Consider the following 19222-nt stretch of genomic DNA (forward strand, 5'->3'; position numbering starts at 1 on the left):
TCTTACCCTTTTGCTACCGAGCCCCACAAGGCTAAAGCATCATCTATTTGCGCCAATTCTTCAGCGGTCAACGCATCGCGTTTATGCAGCGATTCCTTTTTAAACGCCAAAAACTCAGACGGCGGTGGCGTCGCAATAAAATCAGCAATAGCTGCCATAGTGCTTTTCATCGATTCGCCGACGTCTTCATAGTGCAAGACCATAACATTATCCGGAAAACGCTTCGCGACTTCATCAATTCTTTCCATATGACTCGCCCACCGAAACACATCGCGTTGCAGGTCAGAAAGTTGCTCTTGGTAAACTTTAGCGTTTTGCGGAGTTACCCCTAAAAAACCATTGGGTTTGGGGTAATGGGTGTGGTTTTTGACCCACTTCAAAACCCCGCCATGCTTTTTCATCGAATAACTCACAGACTGCACATTACGCTTGAGCGCTAAAAACTTTGCCTTTGGAAACGCTGCAAGCAATTGCTCAACATTCCATAAGTTGGGGTGCGTTTGATCAAGAAACAAACCGTCTACTTTGCGCATCATGTAGGCGTAATAGCCAAGCTGAAAAATCGACAGCTGCTTTTGCGCAACCGTGGCATTACTGATCGACCAAAACATCTCCGGGCTTTCCACCCCGCCATAGTAGTCTGACACCTGGGGAAATTTATTCACACAGCGACAGAGCATGTGCGTTCCTGAACGCCCTGTCCCCACCACAAATACAGGCCCGTTTTGTTGCCGATCTCGCGTGACATAAGCCCACAGGTAAAGCGGGTACTTAAGCAATTGTCTGATTCTTCTCGCTATCCTTCTCATTACACATCCATCGTCTTCGTGTTACCAACGAACCTCATAGCTCGCTATTACGTTTCCAAACGAATCTTCGCGTCCGTTCTCGTAGGTGTCCTTCCAGCCTTGTAAGCCAATCTCAATGCGCCCCGCGCCCAGCGGGTAAAAAGCCACCGCTTCGACCTGCTGAATTCGTGCGATACCGGGGCGGAACTCAGGTAAATACTGCCAACGCGCAAGCCGACCGAAGCTATTATGATCGCGTCGCACGCGGGTATCTTGCAAACGCACATCGTAACCATGACCGTTATTCCGGAACGTCGCATAGCCTAGCGTCGTAAGACTGCGCAGGTCACTGCGGTCGTGTTCAGCATAAACGCGTGACAGGCTACCAGCTTCAGAGAAGCTCCAATCGAAACCAACCATATGGCCATTGCCGCGCACCCCTTCAACATCATGCTCACTGGTGCTGCCATAGAAACTGAATTGATACGGCAAGGTCAGACGCGCATCGAAAGCCCAATTCTGTGAAGTATCGTCAAGCTCAGATTCAGTGTACTGCAGCCCTAACTCAAGCATCTCATGAGCGCGCCAGCCGGCCCGTACACCAAAGGCTTGCTCGCGCTGCCATGTTTGCGTGTCGCCTTGCAGCAAAAATTCCTCTTCACTTTCGCCCCAAAACGAGGTGAATGTAAAACGTTGCATCGCACCGCTCGCCGCCGATGGCGTATAGGTCGCTCGCACCGAGCGTAACGGCAACGTACTCAAGGTTTGCAGGCCATCTTTCGCTGACCCAGGTGACCACCAGTTTTGCACCTGATCCATCGACAAGGCCCAGTCACCCACCATCACTGCCGCGTAGCTCCCCTGCCAAGACAAACTATCGGTCTTCACCCGAGGGTTCAACGTCACGTCGCTGGTGCGATAAGTAACGCGCAGCCGACCTGCGACATTTTGGCCAATACGCTCATGCGTAATGGTGGCAAAAGCTTTACCTTCCATCGGTCGATGGTAGCTTGGCTGAGCGCCGGTGTCCGTCGTACCAGCAATTTTGAAACCGGAGTAATGCCCGCGTCGATGATACTCAAGCAAATGACTCAACTTGTAATAAGCGGTACGCTGCAACGGCGTTAGCGTTGCCGGATCAAGCCGCTCAAGATCGGCGATCAATGGCCGCCACATCACTGGGAAAGTAGTCACCGGTGCCGACAACAAACCTGCATCAGCAAGCACTTGCAACGAATGACGAACATGTAGCTCTTCAGCATCAAGCCAAGGCGTCGCTTGCACGCTTGGCACTACTGAAAGCGTTAACGACAAGCAAACGATGCTCAGCAGGTACCGTAACCGAAGTCCTAGCCTTCCCGTTAGCATTGCTGTTGTTCTTATCATGGGGTCATCCAACTTCTTCTTATTATTGTAGTGGCAGCGCCGCCCGCAGCTTGGCCTTGTCGCCTTGATAATAATGCACGGCAACCTTATCACTCAAGGTTTGTACTAGCGCGTCAACATCGCTCATGGTAAAGACCTCATGAGCCTTCGCGTGATCGGCGTCAGTAGTGCTGTAATAATCCAAGAATTTAAAGTCACCACCCAAAACCTTATCGCTAAATCGCATCCAAAGGTTAGGAATACCATAGCTGTCGGCAAGAATCAGCCCGTGTAGTGACGACGACAAAATAGCCCGACACTCAAGTAGATCATTGATAAAGCTTTCCGGGTGCTGACGCACACTAATCAACTTGGCATTCAATTGCCGCGCCAGTTCTTGCACTGTTGCCAAGTCTTCGTCGACATAATGCGCAACAATTCCCACGTCATATTTAGGTTCTTGGCCTTCTGGACGATAAATGTCAGGCATCAAAATCGCCGGATCACCTAACGGCAAATCACCGACATCGAGGCCTTTTTCGCGCAGTAAAGCGAGCGTCTTATGACCACGCACAGCACCAATTTGCGCAGCGCGCAGCTGGCTGTAATCAAACGGCTGGTTTGGGTCAATCACACCGCTACCCCACACCCAGCTGTTCGGTGAGCCGAAATGCATAATACTACCCACTCCAAGTACGTGAGGAACCGCATCGGTTTCAACACGTTGCACTTTGCGCCCAGAAATAGCTTCGGTTAAGTACACATTTAGCACGTCACCAACGTTTAGCGTGCCGTGGAAGTATTTAAGCGGGAGGACGTCAGCACCTTGGAGCTTGCGCTCTTGGTTAAAGCGGCGTCGATAAACTAGCTTACGTTTAACGTAGTTTGAGACTCGCTTGTAAAATGACATTATTGATACCAACACTTCAACACAATTCCTTCTAATTCATTACTTATTGCGATGCCGTAAACCAAAACGGCTAGGAAATAAAAAGCGAGCGATAACCTGTATACCGAATTTCAGCGATTTAATCTCTAACAGCTTTTGCCAAAGGAAAAGCCAGTCTATTTTCCGACCAACCTGAATCGATGCGTTAACGTAACTAATCGAAAAGGAGTGGATACGCTTGTTAATGAGTCTTACACCCAGCTTACTAACATCTTTCGTACGCTTCAGCTCGGTGAGCGTATCTATCGTTGCTCTGATTCCAGCGATGTGGCTATCGGTACGGCGAATTGTCATTGTTGAATTTGGCCGTATACGTCGCCGAAAATAAATCGTATCTCTAACCACAAAAGTTGTACATGCGAAGATCAGCGGAAATAGTATTTCTTCATCCTCATGATAATAACTCTTGAACTTCAGTTCATTATCCGTCCACATACTCTTCTTAGATATATATAAGCAGGGACTGCATGAGATAGAACCACGCTGCGCGAGAGCTTTGAGAAAGGCTTCTCGATTAGGAAAGCGCCCCTCAAAACCCCGACGATAATCTGGCGTCAAGACATTGTCATGGCGCTCTCCTTCATAGAAACTTTCCCCAGCAAAGAAAAGAATCGATGGAAAGTCATTTCCTCTAAGTACGTCATGCATCTCTTTGATAAAGTTAGGCTTTAAAAGGTCATCCGCGTCAAAAAAATAAACATAGTCACCTGATGCTTTGTCTAAGCCAATATTACGCGCAATGCCCTGACCTTCATTTTGTTTACTAACGATTTGCGATGGGACCTTGAACGCATAAGTATTCAACAACTCAAGAGTGCGATCTGAACTTCCATCATCGATTACGATTATCTCATCAGGCAAAACAGTTTGTTCGTGCAATGAGTCAAGCGCTGCAACGATATAGTCTTCAACGTTAAATGCAGGAATGACTACACTAATTCTGACTTTGTCTTTAAGTTCGGAAGTCACTAGTTTCTCTTATGCCGATTAATTGTGCCGTAACAATCGCCCCATGACGAGTTTGCTTTTGTCGACAATAAAGTTGCGTTCTGCTCGTGTTAACCCAAAGACGATAAGGAACAGACCATAAAGCACCAGTATTGTTGCCAAGTTCACGAGTAGGTTTTCACCTAGCAGGTACAAGAAAAACGCAATTCCTGCACCTCCAATACTTCCTAATAATGCACAAGGCAGTAATACTTTTAAAAAGTAGGAAGATATGGAATAAACAAATATGCGACGTAACATGATAATACGAACAAACATCGCAACGATGGATAATCCGATAAGCACCCAAAATGCAGACTGCGGCGGATATCCATATGAAAATGCTACATATACCATCGGCAAATTCAATAACTGCACCCCAGCCACCATAAATTGGTAAAGTCTTATGCGACCAGTTGCTTGCGACACTGCCATTAAAGGCTTACACGTCGAATCGATGATTATATTTACCAGCAACAATTGCACGAAAATCGTCGCATAATCAGGCACTTCCACCAACCAAACGTCGAGTATCGCTTGAGTATTGAATAGCACAGGAAATGCTAAGAGCGTTATCAAGAAAAAGTTATAACGCGAGCCATTAAACATCAGTGCCGTCGTATAATCCAAGTCCCCGGCCGAATAAGACTTCATTAACTGAGGGTTTATGGCTTGCTGCAAATTCATCACGAAGCTGCTTAGGGCATGTCCAACTTGCGCTGCAATTGTTCGTGCAGCATTTAGTGCGGGACCAAAAAAGATGTTCAGCAGTATATTCACACCTTGACTGGCAGCCACACCCGAAAGGGTTCCCCACATGGTCCAACTTGAATGGGAGAATAATTCTTTAAATAAAGAAGTGTTCCAATGAATTCGCAACTTAGCTGCCTGAAACTTGCGTAGGCAATAACCAATATAAACAGTAGCAACCAAGGCAGCAACCAACGCCATCAGTACGCCATAGCTTTGCAGTACGTCGAACCCCAATTTACCCAATAATAAGACCGCAGCAAGCTTCAAACTTGCATCCAGAATACTTACCCAGGCGTAAACTCGCATGTGCTCGTGTGCGATAATCAGCGCATTAAATGGCACCATCACAATCGTGACGAGAAAGCTTAGAACCGCAAAGTGATAAACAAATAATGCAGCATCCATTCGTTCAGCTGGAATCGTAAGCTCCGAAGCAACAAACCGAATACCAATGGTTTCAGCAACAAGAAGGACGCCCAAAGCGATAAGCACATGTATATTCAAGCTCATCAAAAAGGTTGAATTCACAGCTTCAGGGTTCTTTTTTCCCATCGCATGAGATAAAAACCGCGTGGTCGAAGTTGACATGGCACTCAAGACAAAACCAAGCATGGCGACAAAACCAGCCACAACGTGATAAATACCAAAATCTTCAACACCAAGAACATCAAGAACAATTCGAGAGGTGTAAAGTGACACAGCCATAGTAACGAGCATTCGGGTATACAAAAAACCGACGTTCTTCACTAGCCGTGACGTATTTTTAAAACTCATTTAGGTCATTCTTCGAATTATACTGACGGTGCTCGGATCGAAGGCCTCATCACTTTCGCCGTTGAGCACTGAGAGAACAGTCTTGGCAACTTGTTTACCACGTTCAACACCCGGTTGATCAAAGGAATTGATATTCCAGATCACCCCTTGCGCAAACACCTTATGTTCATAGGCGGCAATCAGCGCCCCAAAGCTTTGCGGGGTCAACTCATCAACGAATAGCAAGTTCGATGGGTGCTGGCCAGGATACGATTCACCGTCACCAAACCACATCAAGCGACGGTGTGCCAAGCAATTTGCCACCGACAGCGTTTGTTGTTGACGCAAACCTTCTTGTACGTCGGGGTTAAAACCTGGTGCTTTGCGGTGCAGCACTGCGACAAAATCAGCGGCAAAATCATCGTAACCTTGATGCAGGTGCTGGAAGAATGCGTGCTGGCCGTTGGGTCCAAAACCGCCCCAAATGATGGGTCCCGTTGGGTAATCGATTCGCTTACCGTCGCGATCTTGTTGTTTACCGTTACTTTCCATATCGAGTTGTTGCAAGTAACTCGGTAAATACCTTAAGCGGCCGTCGTAGGGCAGCACTGCAACGTTGTTCAAGCCGCGCTCTTCGCGGTTATAAACGCCGAGCAACGCCATCAACAGCGGAATATTCTCGAGCAATGGCGCACTTCCAAAGTGCTCGTCCATGGCCTGTGCGCCTTCAAGCATTTTGGCAAACTGATTGGCGCCAATACTTAAAGCAATTGGTAAACCGATGGCTGACCACAACGAATAACGGCCGCCAACAGAGTCCGCGAAGCTAAGCTGTTGTGCCGCAGGAATGCCAAAATCGGTCATCGCTTTATTGTTGCTGGATACGCCGATAACGTGCTGTGCCAACCACTGCTTTTCATCTAACCGCGGTTTAATCCAGCGCTTTACCGTGTCGACATTGGCTAGGGTATCGATGGTGCTAAAGCTTTTCGACGCAATAATAAACAGTGTAGTTTCAGGATCGACGATAGGTAACACTGCGTAGAGCTGGCCGCCATCCATCGAGCTAACGAAATGCACGTCAAGCTGGTGCTCAACGTTGTCATCGGCAAATTCTTTGAGGGCGAAACTGCCCATCATGGGGCCAAGGTCCGAGCCACCGACACCTATGTTAACGACATCAGTGATGGGTTTACCCGTTGCACCTAGCCATTTGCCGCTGCGTAACAGACGAACGACTTCGGAAAAACGATTGCGCCCACCCGCAGCAGCAACCACCGAGTGGCGACTACGGTTAAGAACGTGGGTGACTTTGCGTCCTTCACTCGGATTATCGTATTCGCCTTGCAGCAGTTGCTCGCGGAGTTGTCCGAAGTTTTTCGGCAAGCGCTTAGCGGCAAAGGCCTCGATAGCGTCAGCATCAAGGCCTTGGAAGGTATAATCGAGGTTTAAATAGTCCGTCGTTACTTGCATGGTGTCCTGTTTTGGTCCTTCGTCGGTGTTCGACATAACCCGCGGTAGCCCGCAGTTCTACTGCGGGTCAAATCAGCCATTGGCTCGGTATCAAACTATACCCGTGGTAGAACCACGGGCTACGATCATGTCGCGGTGTTCGGCATACCCCGTGGTAGAACCACGGGCTACAGTCCGCTTAGAGCGGCGAGTGCTACACCAACTTGATACATGATCTGGGTTGCGGTGGTCCACAACTCGATGTTGTTCATGTATTGCGTATCCATCGGAACGACGATGGTGTCGCCTGGCTCGATTTGCGCAAAGTTACCTGAACTGAACCATGAGCGACGCTCAGGCACCACCACGCTGCCGTTCGCCTTAATCACGTAAATACGCTCATCATCGGCTTTCTGACGTAAGCCGCCGGCACGCTGAATATATTGCTCCAACGAAATACCAGCTTGGTGCTGATACGAGCTCGCTAATTGCACCTCTCCAATAATCGACACGGTATTTTGCATCGTCGGTACATACAAACGATCACCATCTTTTAGCTGAATCTGGTTTCCGTTGGAAGCAAGAAGTTTATCTAAATCAATGATTAAGCGACCAACAGCTTCAACATTAGTTAAGTCGCTTAACAGCTGGTTCATCTCGCCATAGGAGACCGAATTGCCAGAATCGGTGATGGTGTTCGAGGCAATATCGCGACGCAGTTGTTGCGCCAGCTCGCCTAAACGACGACGTTCAGCTTCACGCAAATCTTCACGGGTAAAAACCGCACCACGCAAGAAGGCAAAATCAGTGAAACCACCGGCTCGTGCAATAAGGCTACTCAATGTTTCGCCACGACGAATGGTATAGGTACCAGGGAAGCGAACTTCACCTTCAAGGGCAACTTCGAGCGTGTTTTGCCACTGTGGAATCGGTAGAATCTGCACGCGGTCGCGGCCTTGAAGCGCAATCTCTTCTGCACCATCAAGTACGTCTTTCACGTTAAACGGCACATAATCAGAAGTCGCCTCACCGTCGCTATTAATACGCGTTCGAGTGATTTCCGCACGCGCAAGATACGCCGACTCACGAAGCCCACCAGCTGCGGTGATAAGCGATTGCGCATCAGCGTTTTCGGTTAGCGGATAAATCCCCGGAAAACGAACTTCACCATTGATGTAAACCAAAGGTAAGGTTCCAGTGGCGCTAAACTGGTTGCGTAGCTGGTAAAGCACCGGCTGCAACAAGCGATATCTGGAAAACTGCGAATAATAGTCCTCGTCATGCTCTTCTTCACCGCGCCCCTCTAGGGCGAACAACGATCCCAACTGACGATCCAACTGCGCCGAAGCCTGAGGCTCGGTGCTTTCTATTTCCTGAGAATAAATCCCTTCGCCTATCAAACGATCGAGATATTGCTTGCGGTAGACTTCAACCACACGTTGACGCTCTTCGCGCGCTTTTTCGGATTCAGTTTTCAGCCAACTGGCTAGTTGGTTCTTCTCAGCTTCAACCGATTCATAACGGCTAAAAACCACTACTTGGTCACGCGGTTGCAGCGCAAGGTTTTCACTCTCAACCCCATTGATCGCCCGCGCCACATCGAACTGATGAACCTTGATACGACGGCGATCTTCGCTCGAACGCACCAATAAACCAAAGGTTAAATCCGTAATCGGCAACAACGCAGACTGATAGCTAGGAATCAGATCTTTGATGCGCATACCTTCGCGCCACTCATAAGTGCCTGGACGTACCGCTGCACCAATTAGCATGACGCTATCCACTGGTTCCTCAGCTACCGCGGCAATGGCCACGCTATCGCCACCACGCAAGTCATAAGTAATACCCTGCCGCGTTAAATCCACGGTTTCAATCCGACGCACACCATTACTAATACGCTCAATCTGTACCGACTGTTTATACGCTGTCGGCAATAAACCACCAGCAAAACCCAAAACATCGCGTAACGTATCATTGTCTTTCAGTTCGTAAATCGCCGGTCGTAACACCTCGCCATCCACGCTAACCGTTTCACCGCGAGTAGGAATAAAGACCACATCGCCAGACTGTAAACGCACATCGTTTTGCGCATCCCCTTCGGTGAGCAACTTATAAAGGTCGAATGTCGCAACCGTATCGCCGCCACGCTTCACCTGAATCGCACGCAACGACGCAATTTCGCTAACCCCGCCCGACGCGAACAGTGCTTGACTGACCGTTGACAACGAACTAACCGTGTAGGCACCTGGTTTATACGCCTCGCCTACGACGAAAATCTGGATGCTACGCAGCTCGCTCATCGACACCGCGGCTTCCATACCGATCATGCGCTCCTTCACGGTGGCACGGATGAGCTCTTTGGCTTCGTCGTAGCTCAAGCCAGCTAGGTTCAGCGGACCCAAGCTATCAAGCGTGATCATGCCTTCATTATCAATGGTCGCAGTGATGGTTGAATTGGACTTGCCGTAAAGCTGAATACGCAGCGCATCACCTGGGCCTAGAATATAGTCGGCAGGTACAGGGGTATTCGTGAGCGCATTAAAGCTGGTCGGTTCGCCACTAAAAATCTCGTAGCCGTAGGGTTGCAAGGCGCTGTCATCTTCGGCTAAACGCTTCTCTAATTCACTTGGACTTAACTCATTAAGGGGACGTCGTTCTTCTTCGGTTTGCGTTGCACCGTTGCGTGGCTGCATTGTTGACGACGAATCATTACTGCGAGGCTGTGATGCTTTCGCTTGTGCTTCAAGTTCACTTAGAGTCAGACCAAATTGGCGGGCGATGGCTTCTTGCTGAGCGCGCGGCATCCGTTTGATCTTTTCAATCTGCTCCGCGGAAAGCTCCATATTTTGTGCCATAACAGCGACGCTAGGCACTGCAACTAAAACCATACTTAAAGCAAACAGTGACGCCTTAACGACACCTGCAAATTTGCGCTGCAACCGTGATTTCACGCTGGTATTCCCCTTTTAATTATTTATTATCTGCTGCCGGTTCGATTTCGCGTTTTCTGCGCACCCATGAAACAATGCGCCAGATGTTCTTCAGCATCAACAAGTAGAGCACAAAAATGCCGACAAAAACGCCAAGAACAAGCGGCTCAGGCGCGGCTGACCATTCCAGTACAAGGCCAACGAACATTAGGCCTGTCGCTAGTGCGCTAATCACCCCTAATGCTTGCCGTGAACTAAAGCCCGCGCGCATAAAAATGTGGTGCAAATGTTCGCGATCAGGCTGGAAAGGCGACTGCCCTTTCAATACGCGGCGCGCCAAAATCGCCAGCATGTCCATCAACGGTACCGCAATCAACCAAAGCACCGCAACCGGACGAATTGCTGTGGCTTCGCGACCTTGTTGGAGCCAAAGCTCTTGATAAGGCGCCGGATGCGTTAACATGATCAGCATCCAAACGATGGTAAAGCCGATCAACATCGAACCCGCATCGCCCATAAAAATCTTGCGAATATTTCGTGATTTTACGCCCACATTCCTGACCAAATACGGAATCAACGCACCAAATAAAATGGTCGCCACCATCGCAGGCAAAGCTAACCCAGCTGATAAACTTAAAATAAAGATGCCAGCGAAGGCAACCATCGCCAATGCGCCTAACAGACCATCAATACCATCAATCATGTTGTAAGCGTTCATGGCCGCAACCATCGCTAACAAGGTAAATGGCATGGCAAACACACCAAGTTCAACAACGCCAAACCCTAACAAGTTACCTAGTTGCGCAATCTGCACATCAGCGCCAAACACCACAACAGCTGCCGCTAAAAGCTGCGCAATAAAGCGTAAACCCGCATCAATATCGTAACGGTCATCGAGTGCGCCGATCAGCACCATGAAACTTGAAGCTACTAAAAACAAGCGGAATTCGGGGTTCACCGGCACTACAGCCAGGGAGAGTATAAGCATCGTCCCGTAAACGGCTAAACCGCCCACCAACGGAATTCGCCCTGTGTGCTGCTTTCGTTCACACGGCGTATCAAGCAGTTCAGTTCGCTGAGCGACCGGGATCAAAATTTTGCACAAGACACTCGACAGGAGCGTGGCAATCGTTAACACCAATAAGATGCTCATTAACTTTGATTTCCTTTTCTAATCGCTGCCAAAAACATCGCGCGTGTAGACTTTTTCTTGCACGTCTACCATCTCCTTCGCATGACGATTAGTAATAATGACATCACTCATCGCTTTAAATGCAGTCAGATCATTTTCAACATCCCAACCTTGGAATGTTGGCCCTTTGATGGTCGGCTCATAAATCACTATTTTTACACCTGCAGCGTCCAAACGTCGCATCACACCTTGAATTGCAGATGAACGAAAATTATCCGACCCTGCCTTCATCACAAGTCTATACACACCCACCACATTGGGCTTCAGCTTCAAAACGTCGGAGGCAATAAAGTCCTTTCGCGTGCGGTTTGCTTCAACGATAGCTCCGATCATGACTTGTGGGACATTATCATAATTTGCCAGCAGTTGCTTCGTGTCTTTAGGTAGGCAATACCCCCCATAACCAAAGCTTGGATTATTATAGTGCGCTCCTATGCGAGGGTCGAGGCACACACCGTTAATTATTTGCTCCGAGTTTAGTCCATGGTGTGCAGCATAAGTATCAAGCTCATTGAAGAATGCCACACGCATGGCTAGATAAGTATTTGCAAACAGCTTAATCGCTTCCGCTTCGGTAGGAGCGGTAAATTGCACGGGCACATCTTCGCGCAAAGCCCCGTCCTTCAAGAGCTGTGCAAAGGCCTCTGCGGCGACTCCTTGCTCCCCAACGATGATGCGAGAAGGATACAAATTATCATAGAGCGCCTTGCCTTCGCGCAAAAACTCCGGCGCAAAAAATAAGTTATCGATCCCCTTATCGCGGCGCATACGCTCAATAAAACCGACCGGTATCGTCGAACGAACCACCAGTGTGGCCTCGCTTTCGCAGGCAACAATACCGTCGAACACAGCTTCGACACTACTCGTGTCAAACCGATTGGTTTCAGTATCATAGTTGGTCGGCGTGGCAATCAGTACCCATTCAGCACCATTAACTGCTGACGCTAAATCCGTGGTCGCTGATAAATGAAGATTTTTGGTAGCGAAAAAGCTTTCGATTTCTTTATCGACGATTGGGCTTTGGCGACGGTTCACCGCTTCAACACGCTCACGGTCAATATCCACGAGCACCACATCGTGCTGTTGCGCCAATAAAACAGCATTCGACAGGCCCACATAGCCCGCTCCAACCACTACAATTTTCATAATCACAAAAGAATGTTAAAAATTTTGCGTGTAGTTTACGATACTGAGTAATTTCAGCAACTGACATTTGGTAATTTTTACACTCAAAGGCTCTAAGTGAATAGCAAATTAGCAACGCATTCGCTAAAATCGACGGCCAAATCAATAAAGAAGGACCTAAAATGAGTCAAAAGCCTCTCATTATTTTCTCTAGTGAGCAGTTTGTCCAAAGCGCCAAAGCACTGAGATTGTGGTGGCTCGTGGTACCTCTTTTTCTTGGACTAACGTTTTGGGGAATAAAGGCTGTTTTACCCACTGAATATGAAGCATCTGCAGTGTTAGCTCCTAGTGAAGAGCGCACTGGTGGACTTGCTGAGCTTGCCGGCGGCTTATCTGGATTAGCTGGACTGGCCGGCATTGATATCGGCGCATTGCGGTTAAATAATACGCAGCTCGCAATTCAGATTTTACAGTCTCGTACCTTTTCTTATTTGATCATCGAAAAATACGGTCTCATGCCTTACTTGTTAGCCGTCGAAGGATGGAATGATGAGAAGCAACAACCGATTTTCGACAACGACATTTATGACGCTTCTAACCAAAGCTGGAAGGGCAACAAGCCCCCAGAGTTATGGGAAGGTTACGCCCCTCTGCGCGAAATTGTTTCAATTGAAAACGATCGTACAACTCGCGTTGTTAAATTAGCTGTTACTCACGTAGACCCTGTATTCGCAAAGCGCCTAGTTGAAATACTAGTTGAAGAAATTAATGACTACATGCGCGCGAGCGACAAAAAGAAAATAACCAAGCAGATTGATTATCTAACATCTACAGTGAGCGAAATTCAGCAAGCAGAAGTTCAGCAATCGTTACTCTATCTTCTTCAAGAACAGTATAAAAGAGCGATGCTGATTGAGGCGAATAAGGATTATGTTTACGAAGTCATTGATCCTGCAGTTGTTCCGCAAAAACCTGTTGGTTTCTCAGGTTTAGTCTGGCTAATTGTTGGATTAATTGTTGGCGTTTTTCTAATGCTCACACTGAATATTTTACACGCGTATCGATACGCCAACACCGATGACTAATCTGACGTTAGTTGATTATTTCAAGTGGGTTTTCCGTCATTGGCTTTTAACACTCTCGTTAGTGGGCCTAGGAGCTCTCTCTGCATATACCTATGTGAATATGTTACCCAAAGTATATCGCTCTAGCGTCATTTTCACCTTAAACCCAGCGGCTTATCATCAAGGTATACTTAGAGAAGTTGATGATTCGGTAATAGGAGGGCACACCGCAAAAACTTCCGAAGCTCTTACAAGGCGTCCAGAAGTTCGTTTTGCGTTTTATGCTAGCAGCATGGAGTTTGCCGAGCGGGTCGCAAAAACCTTATATGCAAAATCTCCAAAAGTGGACGAATTTTTTCAAAGCCAAGAAGAATTTACCTATTTTGTGAAACAATATTTGGATTATTACCGTTTTCAACTAGACGAACTGCACATCATACACTGGCATAACTTGTATCGAGCTGGTTTAGTCGAAGAGCTGAAATTAATCGTTTCAGAGCTAAATACTGTAATGCTTGAACAGTTGATTGCAGAATTAACTTCTCAAAAAGAAAAGCTTGGAGAGTTATTTGAGTCAGCCACTGACCCCAGCTTTCAAGAAGTTATCAGTTTGCAACTAACCATTGTGAACACTCGACTTTCTTTACTTACAACGAGCGATTTTAAGCTCATCAATTACACATCTGAAGTTGAAGCACCTACTGGTTCTGTTTTCCCTAAACGAATATTCGTTATGGTCACATTCATGCTCTTTTGGATGATTGTTGGACTGACGGGGTTGAGCTCATACCTCTTGATCAAAAAGCGACGACAAGCACGAAAGGTCACCGATGAACGTTATACTTTCTAAGTCACAGCTAGGTTGGCTACTGTCAGTCGCACTTGTTTTTCCAATCATCTGGTTGGACACGATGTATGGCGTACTATCTTATGTAGGTCTCGACTTCTTAAGAATCAGTTTGTTGTATCGCACGCTGTTATTACTCATAGGCTTTTATTTAGCCTATACATTGACTGGCCCCATACCTTGGGTGATAAAAAGCTTTATGCTTTTTTGGTCTTTGATGCTTCTGGTTTCTACGTATCCAGATGGTGAAATTCTTTTCACACGCGACGTAAACCATATGATGCGTCGAATATACCCCTTCTGCGTCCTTTTGATTTGTTTAAGCTTATTGCAAAAGTTTGGTGATAAGACCGAGCTCTTTTTAAAGGGGATCGCACACTTTGGATTGATCTTTAGCATTGCAATGATTTTTTCGTTAGTAACAGGGATCGGCAATCAGAGTTATGGCGATTACGCTTTTGGGGTTCAATCGTTTTATATCGGCGGTAACGATGTAGGCTTAGCGGCTTTGTTGAGCTTATGTGTTCTTTTCGCAAATCTATATAAAAAAATCAATTTTCGGAATCTTATTAGTGTCGGAGCATGCATACTTAGTGTAATGCTATTAGGAACAAAAGCGGGATGGGCTGCCGGAGCGCTTATTACTGCGAGCTTTACTTTTGTGATTGCGTTGTTCTTAAGACCCAAATCAAAAAAACAAAAGTTCTTAAAAGTTGGCATCATCATCTCGGTAGTATCGAGTATTTCCGTCGCCTCAGTATACGTAACCAACAACTTTGATTCTTTTAAATTTCAGTTTGAAAGAGCCTCCGAGATACTAGAAGGAGAAAACCCTCGCGCTCGATTAGTTGAGTCAGCTAATCGCCATTACGACACGTATCCTCAGCAAATATACTTAAAGGGAGATGGAGCTTCCTTTTTTGAAGGCGTTGGTCGAGAGTACTACGTTATAGATAACAACAAAGGCTCGTTTGATGTTTACCGCGAAATCGAGCAAGAGTGGCAAGATGCAGTGGGGCATTACGGTGTTCCTTACGCAACATTCTTATTCTCAACTCACTGTTTCTTAATTTTACTAACGGTAATTTTATTTTTTAAATGGCCAACGGTCGACCACTTTGCATTCTGCTTAGCTTTATTTATTTATCTAGGGCACGGTATTATGGCTGGCCATGCGTTTGTTAGCGGCCAGCCTAGCCACCTTGTAGCAGTTATTTATGCCATTACCCTTTATCGACTTTCCATTCTGTCAAAAACCGACAAAAACCAGCTCAAACCACGAGTTAACGGTTCATGATTCGAAGTAAAGTACTTAATCCACGATAATAGACGTAACGAAGCGAGAGCTTTTTGCCCTGGCGACCCAAAATCCTACTTTTCATCGAATAGGTTTGTGAAGGTTTGAATGCATCTCTATGTTTCTCGATGAATTGATAAAAACCCTTGACTGATTTCGGGTTGCTTGAGATGCGAGTTTCACCATGTGAAACATGAACATTCATCAAAGGCTCGCTAATGCGCTTAGCTGTTCCAAATTTACACACTAAACGATAAAAACATTCGTAATCCTGAAGCGAAACGAAACTTTCATCAAAACCGCCAACCGCTAAAAATTTCTCTTTGGTGGTCAAAACCTGATTACCCGCATTATTTAGATAGAGCTCAGTATCAGGAGTCATTATCATATCGGTTGCCAAAATAGGCTTAGATTTTTTATTTGTCACCCACAACAGTCCTGTCGAGACAAACGCATACTCTTCCGAATATGCCGCAACCATTTTTTCAATCCTCGTAGGTAAGAACTCATCGTCATCATCAAGCCCAGTGACAAAGGTTCCATTTGCAGCCTTGATCGCCTTATTGCGACTTGCGCAAGCTCCAACACTTTCGTCATTGTGAATGACGCGAATATTTGCGTGCGTTTCAGTTAGCTCATCTAGGAAGCTAGCGGTGTCGTCCGTCGATGCATCATTGACCACAATTAATTCCCAGTTGGGATAGGTCTGAGCTTGGACGGAAGCGATCGCTCTTTTTAAAAGATGTAATCGGTTTTTGGTTGGCATATAAACCGTCACTAACGGCTGATCACTCATCGTACATCCCTATTCTTTATAGTTTACCGCTTAAATCAGCGAACAAATATTTAATTAAACTTCGTTGTCTTAAAATTCGACTTGGTTGGCAACATAAACGGTAAAGCCATTCTAAATGCATGGCGCACGCCCATGTTGGCGCTCTTTTCACAGCCCCTACGTAGACGTCGAACGTTCCTCCAACCCCTTGATAAAACGCTTCAGGATAGGCTTGCTGAAGACGATAGATCAGTCTCTCTTGTTTCGGCGAGCCAAGAGCAATGCTTATAATTTTAGGTTTATGGTTAATAAGAGCATTAATAACTTCGCTTTCGTCGAAAGAGTAACCATCGCATGCATACACTACCGATACGCCAAGCTCTTTCAGTCGCGATACTACCTTTTGGCTTACTTCAGGCTTAGCTCCAATCAACATCACTGGTATTTCTAGCTCAGCACTTTTTACCATCAATGCTTGCCAAAGATCACAGCCAGGTATACGTACGTTTGAGAACCCTTTGCGACGTATCGTTCTCACCACTCCAATACCATCAGCATACCTTAATACCGATGTATCAATAGCCGACCTTAATTCTTCGTCGGTTTTGGCCAGCATCACCTTTTCCGGGTTAATTGCTATAGCCGAACCTTGTAAAATATCACCGCCATTGATGACACAATCAACTGCCTCATCAATAGACTTGAAAGGCCGAACTGCAATTCCGCCTACCATTACCTCATTATTGCTCATACGTTAGACTCATTTAAGTAAGCCAAAAGAGCATCAACAATTCGCGAGCAAGCCTTACCATCGCCGTATGGGTTCTGCGCTACACTCATGCGAGCATATTCGTCACGATCGGTAAGTAATTCACTAAGGCCAATTTCTATATTTTCCTGCTGCGTTCCAACCAATTTGACGACCCCAGCAGTAACAGCATCAGGCCTTTCTGTTGTATCTCGCATTACCAATACCGGCTTGCCAAGTGAAGGGGCTTCTTCTTGAATTCCACCTGAATCCGTTAAAATTAGATAGCTCCGCTGCATCAAATACACAAAAGGGAGATAATCTTGCGGCGCAATAAGATGAATTCTTGGATGGCTTGCCAATAACTCACGCACAGGTTTTTGCACATTTGGATTTAAGTGCACGGGGTAGAGAAACTCGACATCCTCAAAACGATCTGCAATGTTTCGGATGGCTCGACAAATTCGTTCGAAGCCTCCGCCAAAACTCTCGCGTCGATGCCCGGTCACTAAGACTAAACGCTTACTCTTGTCGAGAAAGCTGAACTGATCATCGAGACGGCCACGTAGTTCGTCATCACCCTTTAGCAAATCCGCAACGTCAAGCAAAGCATCGATGACGGTATTACCGGTTTGAATAATAGTGGCGCGGTCATAACCTTCATGCTCAAGCGCTTCAACTGCAGAGGCGGTCGGCGCAAAATGGAGATTGGTCAATACCCCAGTTAGCTTGCGATTAGCTTCTTCTGGCCATGGCGAATAAATATTACCAGTACGAAGCCCTGCTTCGATATGTCCCACTTTATGCTGACCATAATAGGCCGCAAGAGCTGTCGCAAAAGTCGTTGCGGTATCTCCGTGAACCAACACGAAATCAGGCTTCACCTGCTCAAGTATAGGTTTGAGACCTATCAAAATAGAACTCGTAACATCATGCAGAGTTTGACCTGGCTTCATAATGTTCAGATCAAAATCTGGGTTAATGGCGAATAGCTGCAATACCTGATCTAACATCTCGCGATGTTGCGCTGTAACACAAACTTTACACTCAATATTCGGGTTCGCCTGCAATACCTTCACAAGGGGCGCCATTTTTATGGCTTCGGGCCGCGTCCCAAACACCACTAATAATTTCTTTTTCGTCATTTGGCCTGTCTTACAATGCTTTCGTTAAATTGGATGAAAGACTCAGCTAGTTTTTCGCTTAAGTAATTCCTTAGAACATGTTGCTTACCGTTTTTCGCTAATTCCACTCGGTTCGCATATGCCAGCTCAATAGCTTTAGCTAACGTCGATGGTGACGCATCGTTGACCAAAATACCTGTTTCGCCATCTAAAACAACATCGGGAACTGCGCCTTGGCGTAACGCTACAACTGGTAAACCTGCAGCCATAGCTTCAATGAATCCCATACCAAACGAATCATACCGTGATGGAAGACAAAATATATTGGCTTTCTCGATGACGGCTAATTTTTTATCGTAATCAACCCAGCCTAGAAACGACACGCGCTCGTTAAGCTTCAACTTTTTTACAAGTTGCTTTAAGTCGTCCTCTTGCGGACCACTACCAGCAACCAATAGAACATAATTGTTGGGGAGTGCTTTGAGTGCATGAACAACATCAGCAACGCCTTTCTTTTCGAGCAGACGCGCCATTGCAAGTAGCGTTATCTGACCTTCTGGAGGCTTTATCGAAACAGGCTGATGAGCAATGCCTTCTAGCTCTACACCTAACGGGTTTCCTATTACTGCAATTGGGCACGGTAACGCACCTAACTTACGTTCAAATAGACGTTGCCACCACGGCGTCAACACCGCTATACCGTCAGCATTACGCAACATAGCTCGAATAAAAAAACGACCAACGGGACTGAGCAAATACGCTTCCATTTTTGCGCTATGGAAGTGATAGATAACTTTACCACCAGCCCTCTTTACCGCACGCGCGAGTAACCACTTCCGAAAAAGTGACAGCCACGGGCCACAGTGCAACCAAGCGGTATCCTTTGCGGTAACTTCATTCCGTAAAGTTCGATAGGCTGATAAAAATCGGCGCTTCTTGTCTCGTTCACTATGAGAACTTACTGCGCGGAAACCATAATCTCGCAATACTTTTGACTGCGTAAACCCAACAAGCGCTGAGCTTATTCCTCCTTTTCCGACCTTTACGGCAGTACTAACAATAAATAACATTCA

16 protein-coding genes are annotated in these 19222 nt (G+C 46.6%); 3 read left to right on the plus strand and 13 right to left on the minus strand.

The features are described 5' to 3' along the window. Positions 1-2 precede the first annotated feature (2 nt). The 9 genes from CWI70_RS05665 to CWI70_RS05705 form a co-directional block, all read right to left on the minus strand. Positions 3-809 carry a sulfotransferase family protein gene (locus tag CWI70_RS05665; protein ID WP_126771321.1) on the minus strand — a complete coding sequence of 269 codons (807 nt, stop codon included), beginning with the start codon at positions 807-809 and terminating at the stop codon, positions 3-5. 21 nt (positions 810-830) lie between these two features. Further along, entirely contained in the window at positions 831-2102 is a 1272-nt protein-coding gene (locus CWI70_RS05670; RefSeq protein ID WP_157980872.1) for a hypothetical protein, read from the minus strand. A 94-nt stretch (positions 2103-2196) separates the two neighbouring features. Beyond that, positions 2197-3063 (minus strand): polysaccharide pyruvyl transferase family protein, encoded by an 867-nt coding sequence (locus CWI70_RS05675; protein WP_126771324.1) that lies wholly within the window; start codon positions 3061-3063, stop codon positions 2197-2199. Positions 3064-3102: 39 nt separating this feature from the next. Beyond that, positions 3103-4071, minus strand: coding sequence for a glycosyltransferase family 2 protein (locus CWI70_RS05680; protein WP_126771326.1), 969 nt, complete (start codon positions 4069-4071; stop codon positions 3103-3105). 18 nt (positions 4072-4089) lie between these two features. Then, the gene (locus CWI70_RS05685) at positions 4090-5616 is read right to left on the minus strand and encodes an oligosaccharide flippase family protein (RefSeq protein ID WP_126771328.1); all 1527 of its coding nucleotides are present in this window, start codon (positions 5614-5616) and stop codon (positions 4090-4092) included. Next, entirely contained in the window at positions 5617-7068 is a 1452-nt protein-coding gene (pgi, locus tag CWI70_RS05690) for a glucose-6-phosphate isomerase (RefSeq protein ID WP_126771330.1), read from the minus strand. A 167-nt stretch (positions 7069-7235) separates the two neighbouring features. Next, positions 7236-9998, minus strand: coding sequence for an SLBB domain-containing protein (locus tag CWI70_RS05695; protein WP_241967826.1), 2763 nt, complete (start codon positions 9996-9998; stop codon positions 7236-7238). Between the two features lie 19 nt (positions 9999-10017). Continuing rightward, positions 10018-11130 carry a UDP-N-acetylglucosamine--undecaprenyl-phosphate N-acetylglucosaminephosphotransferase gene (gene wecA, locus CWI70_RS05700; protein WP_126771332.1) on the minus strand — a complete coding sequence of 371 codons (1113 nt, stop codon included), beginning with the start codon at positions 11128-11130 and terminating at the stop codon, positions 10018-10020. 18 nt (positions 11131-11148) lie between these two features. After that, positions 11149-12315, minus strand: a complete 1167-nt coding sequence (locus CWI70_RS05705) for a nucleotide sugar dehydrogenase (protein ID WP_126771334.1) — start codon at positions 12313-12315, stop codon at positions 11149-11151. A 161-nt stretch (positions 12316-12476) separates the two neighbouring features. Here CWI70_RS05705 and CWI70_RS05710 point away from each other — a divergent pair, with 161 nt between their 5' ends. The 3 genes from CWI70_RS05710 to CWI70_RS05720 are packed head-to-tail and all read left to right on the plus strand — an operon-like array spanning position 12477 to position 15502. Continuing rightward, entirely contained in the window at positions 12477-13379 is a 903-nt protein-coding gene (locus tag CWI70_RS05710; protein WP_126771336.1) for a GumC domain-containing protein, read from the plus strand. Continuing rightward, on the plus strand, positions 13372-14208 hold the full coding sequence (locus tag CWI70_RS05715; protein WP_126771338.1) for a hypothetical protein: 837 nt from the start codon (positions 13372-13374) through the stop codon (positions 14206-14208). The genes CWI70_RS05710 and CWI70_RS05715 overlap by 8 nt, the downstream gene beginning before the upstream one ends. Further along, a complete protein-coding gene (locus tag CWI70_RS05720) occupies positions 14189-15502 on the plus strand; it encodes an O-antigen ligase family protein (RefSeq protein WP_126771340.1) in 1314 nt (437 codons plus the stop codon). The genes CWI70_RS05715 and CWI70_RS05720 overlap by 20 nt, the downstream gene beginning before the upstream one ends. Here CWI70_RS05720 and CWI70_RS05725 read toward each other — a convergent pair. From CWI70_RS05725 to CWI70_RS05740, 4 genes are read right to left on the minus strand one after another with little or no spacing between them, the layout of a single operon-like run. Further along, positions 15489-16298, minus strand: a complete 810-nt coding sequence (locus CWI70_RS05725) for a glycosyltransferase (RefSeq protein WP_126771342.1) — start codon at positions 16296-16298, stop codon at positions 15489-15491. The genes CWI70_RS05720 and CWI70_RS05725 overlap by 14 nt on opposite strands. 16 nt (positions 16299-16314) lie before the next feature. Continuing rightward, positions 16315-17028, minus strand: coding sequence for a WecB/TagA/CpsF family glycosyltransferase (locus CWI70_RS05730; RefSeq protein WP_126771344.1), 714 nt, complete (start codon positions 17026-17028; stop codon positions 16315-16317). Beyond that, a complete protein-coding gene (gene wecB, locus CWI70_RS05735) occupies positions 17025-18170 on the minus strand; it encodes a non-hydrolyzing UDP-N-acetylglucosamine 2-epimerase (protein ID WP_126771346.1) in 1146 nt (381 codons plus the stop codon). The genes CWI70_RS05730 and wecB overlap by 4 nt, the downstream gene beginning before the upstream one ends. Next, positions 18167-19219 carry a glycosyltransferase family 4 protein gene (locus CWI70_RS05740; RefSeq protein ID WP_126771348.1) on the minus strand — a complete coding sequence of 351 codons (1053 nt, stop codon included), beginning with the start codon at positions 19217-19219 and terminating at the stop codon, positions 18167-18169. Before CWI70_RS05740 ends, wecB begins: the two co-directional genes overlap by 4 nt. Positions 19220-19222: the final 3 nt, after the last annotated feature.

Source organism: Pseudidiomarina homiensis (assembly GCF_003987225.1).
GTDB lineage: Bacteria > Pseudomonadota > Gammaproteobacteria > Enterobacterales > Alteromonadaceae > Pseudidiomarina > Pseudidiomarina homiensis.

Bases quoted from the DNA above. Each gene is read 5' to 3' on its own strand.
- CWI70_RS05665 (WP_126771321.1), bottom strand. From the start codon at position 809: ATGAGAAGGATAGCGAGAAGAATCAGACAATTGCTTAAGTACCCGCTT.
- CWI70_RS05705 (WP_126771334.1), bottom strand. From the start codon at position 12,315: ATGAAAATTGTAGTGGTTGGAGCGGGCTATGTGGGCCTGTCGAATGCT.
- wecA (WP_126771332.1), bottom strand. From the start codon at position 11,130: ATGAGCATCTTATTGGTGTTAACGATTGCCACGCTCCTGTCGAGTGTC.
- CWI70_RS05730 (WP_126771344.1), bottom strand. From the start codon at position 17,028: ATGAGCAATAATGAGGTAATGGTAGGCGGAATTGCAGTTCGGCCTTTC.
- CWI70_RS05685 (WP_126771328.1), bottom strand. From the start codon at position 5,616: ATGAGTTTTAAAAATACGTCACGGCTAGTGAAGAACGTCGGTTTTTTG.
- CWI70_RS05725 (WP_126771342.1), bottom strand. From the start codon at position 16,298: ATGAGTGATCAGCCGTTAGTGACGGTTTATATGCCAACCAAAAACCGA.
- CWI70_RS05715 (WP_126771338.1), top strand. From the start codon at position 13,372: ATGACTAATCTGACGTTAGTTGATTATTTCAAGTGGGTTTTCCGTCAT.
- CWI70_RS05720 (WP_126771340.1), top strand. From the start codon at position 14,189: ATGAACGTTATACTTTCTAAGTCACAGCTAGGTTGGCTACTGTCAGTC.
- CWI70_RS05710 (WP_126771336.1), top strand. From the start codon at position 12,477: ATGAGTCAAAAGCCTCTCATTATTTTCTCTAGTGAGCAGTTTGTCCAA.
- wecB (WP_126771346.1), bottom strand. From the start codon at position 18,170: ATGACGAAAAAGAAATTATTAGTGGTGTTTGGGACGCGGCCCGAAGCC.
- pgi (WP_126771330.1), bottom strand. From the start codon at position 7,068: ATGCAAGTAACGACGGACTATTTAAACCTCGATTATACCTTCCAAGGC.
- CWI70_RS05740 (WP_126771348.1), bottom strand. From the start codon at position 19,219: ATGTTATTTATTGTTAGTACTGCCGTAAAGGTCGGAAAAGGAGGAATA.
- CWI70_RS05675 (WP_126771324.1), bottom strand. From the start codon at position 3,063: ATGTCATTTTACAAGCGAGTCTCAAACTACGTTAAACGTAAGCTAGTT.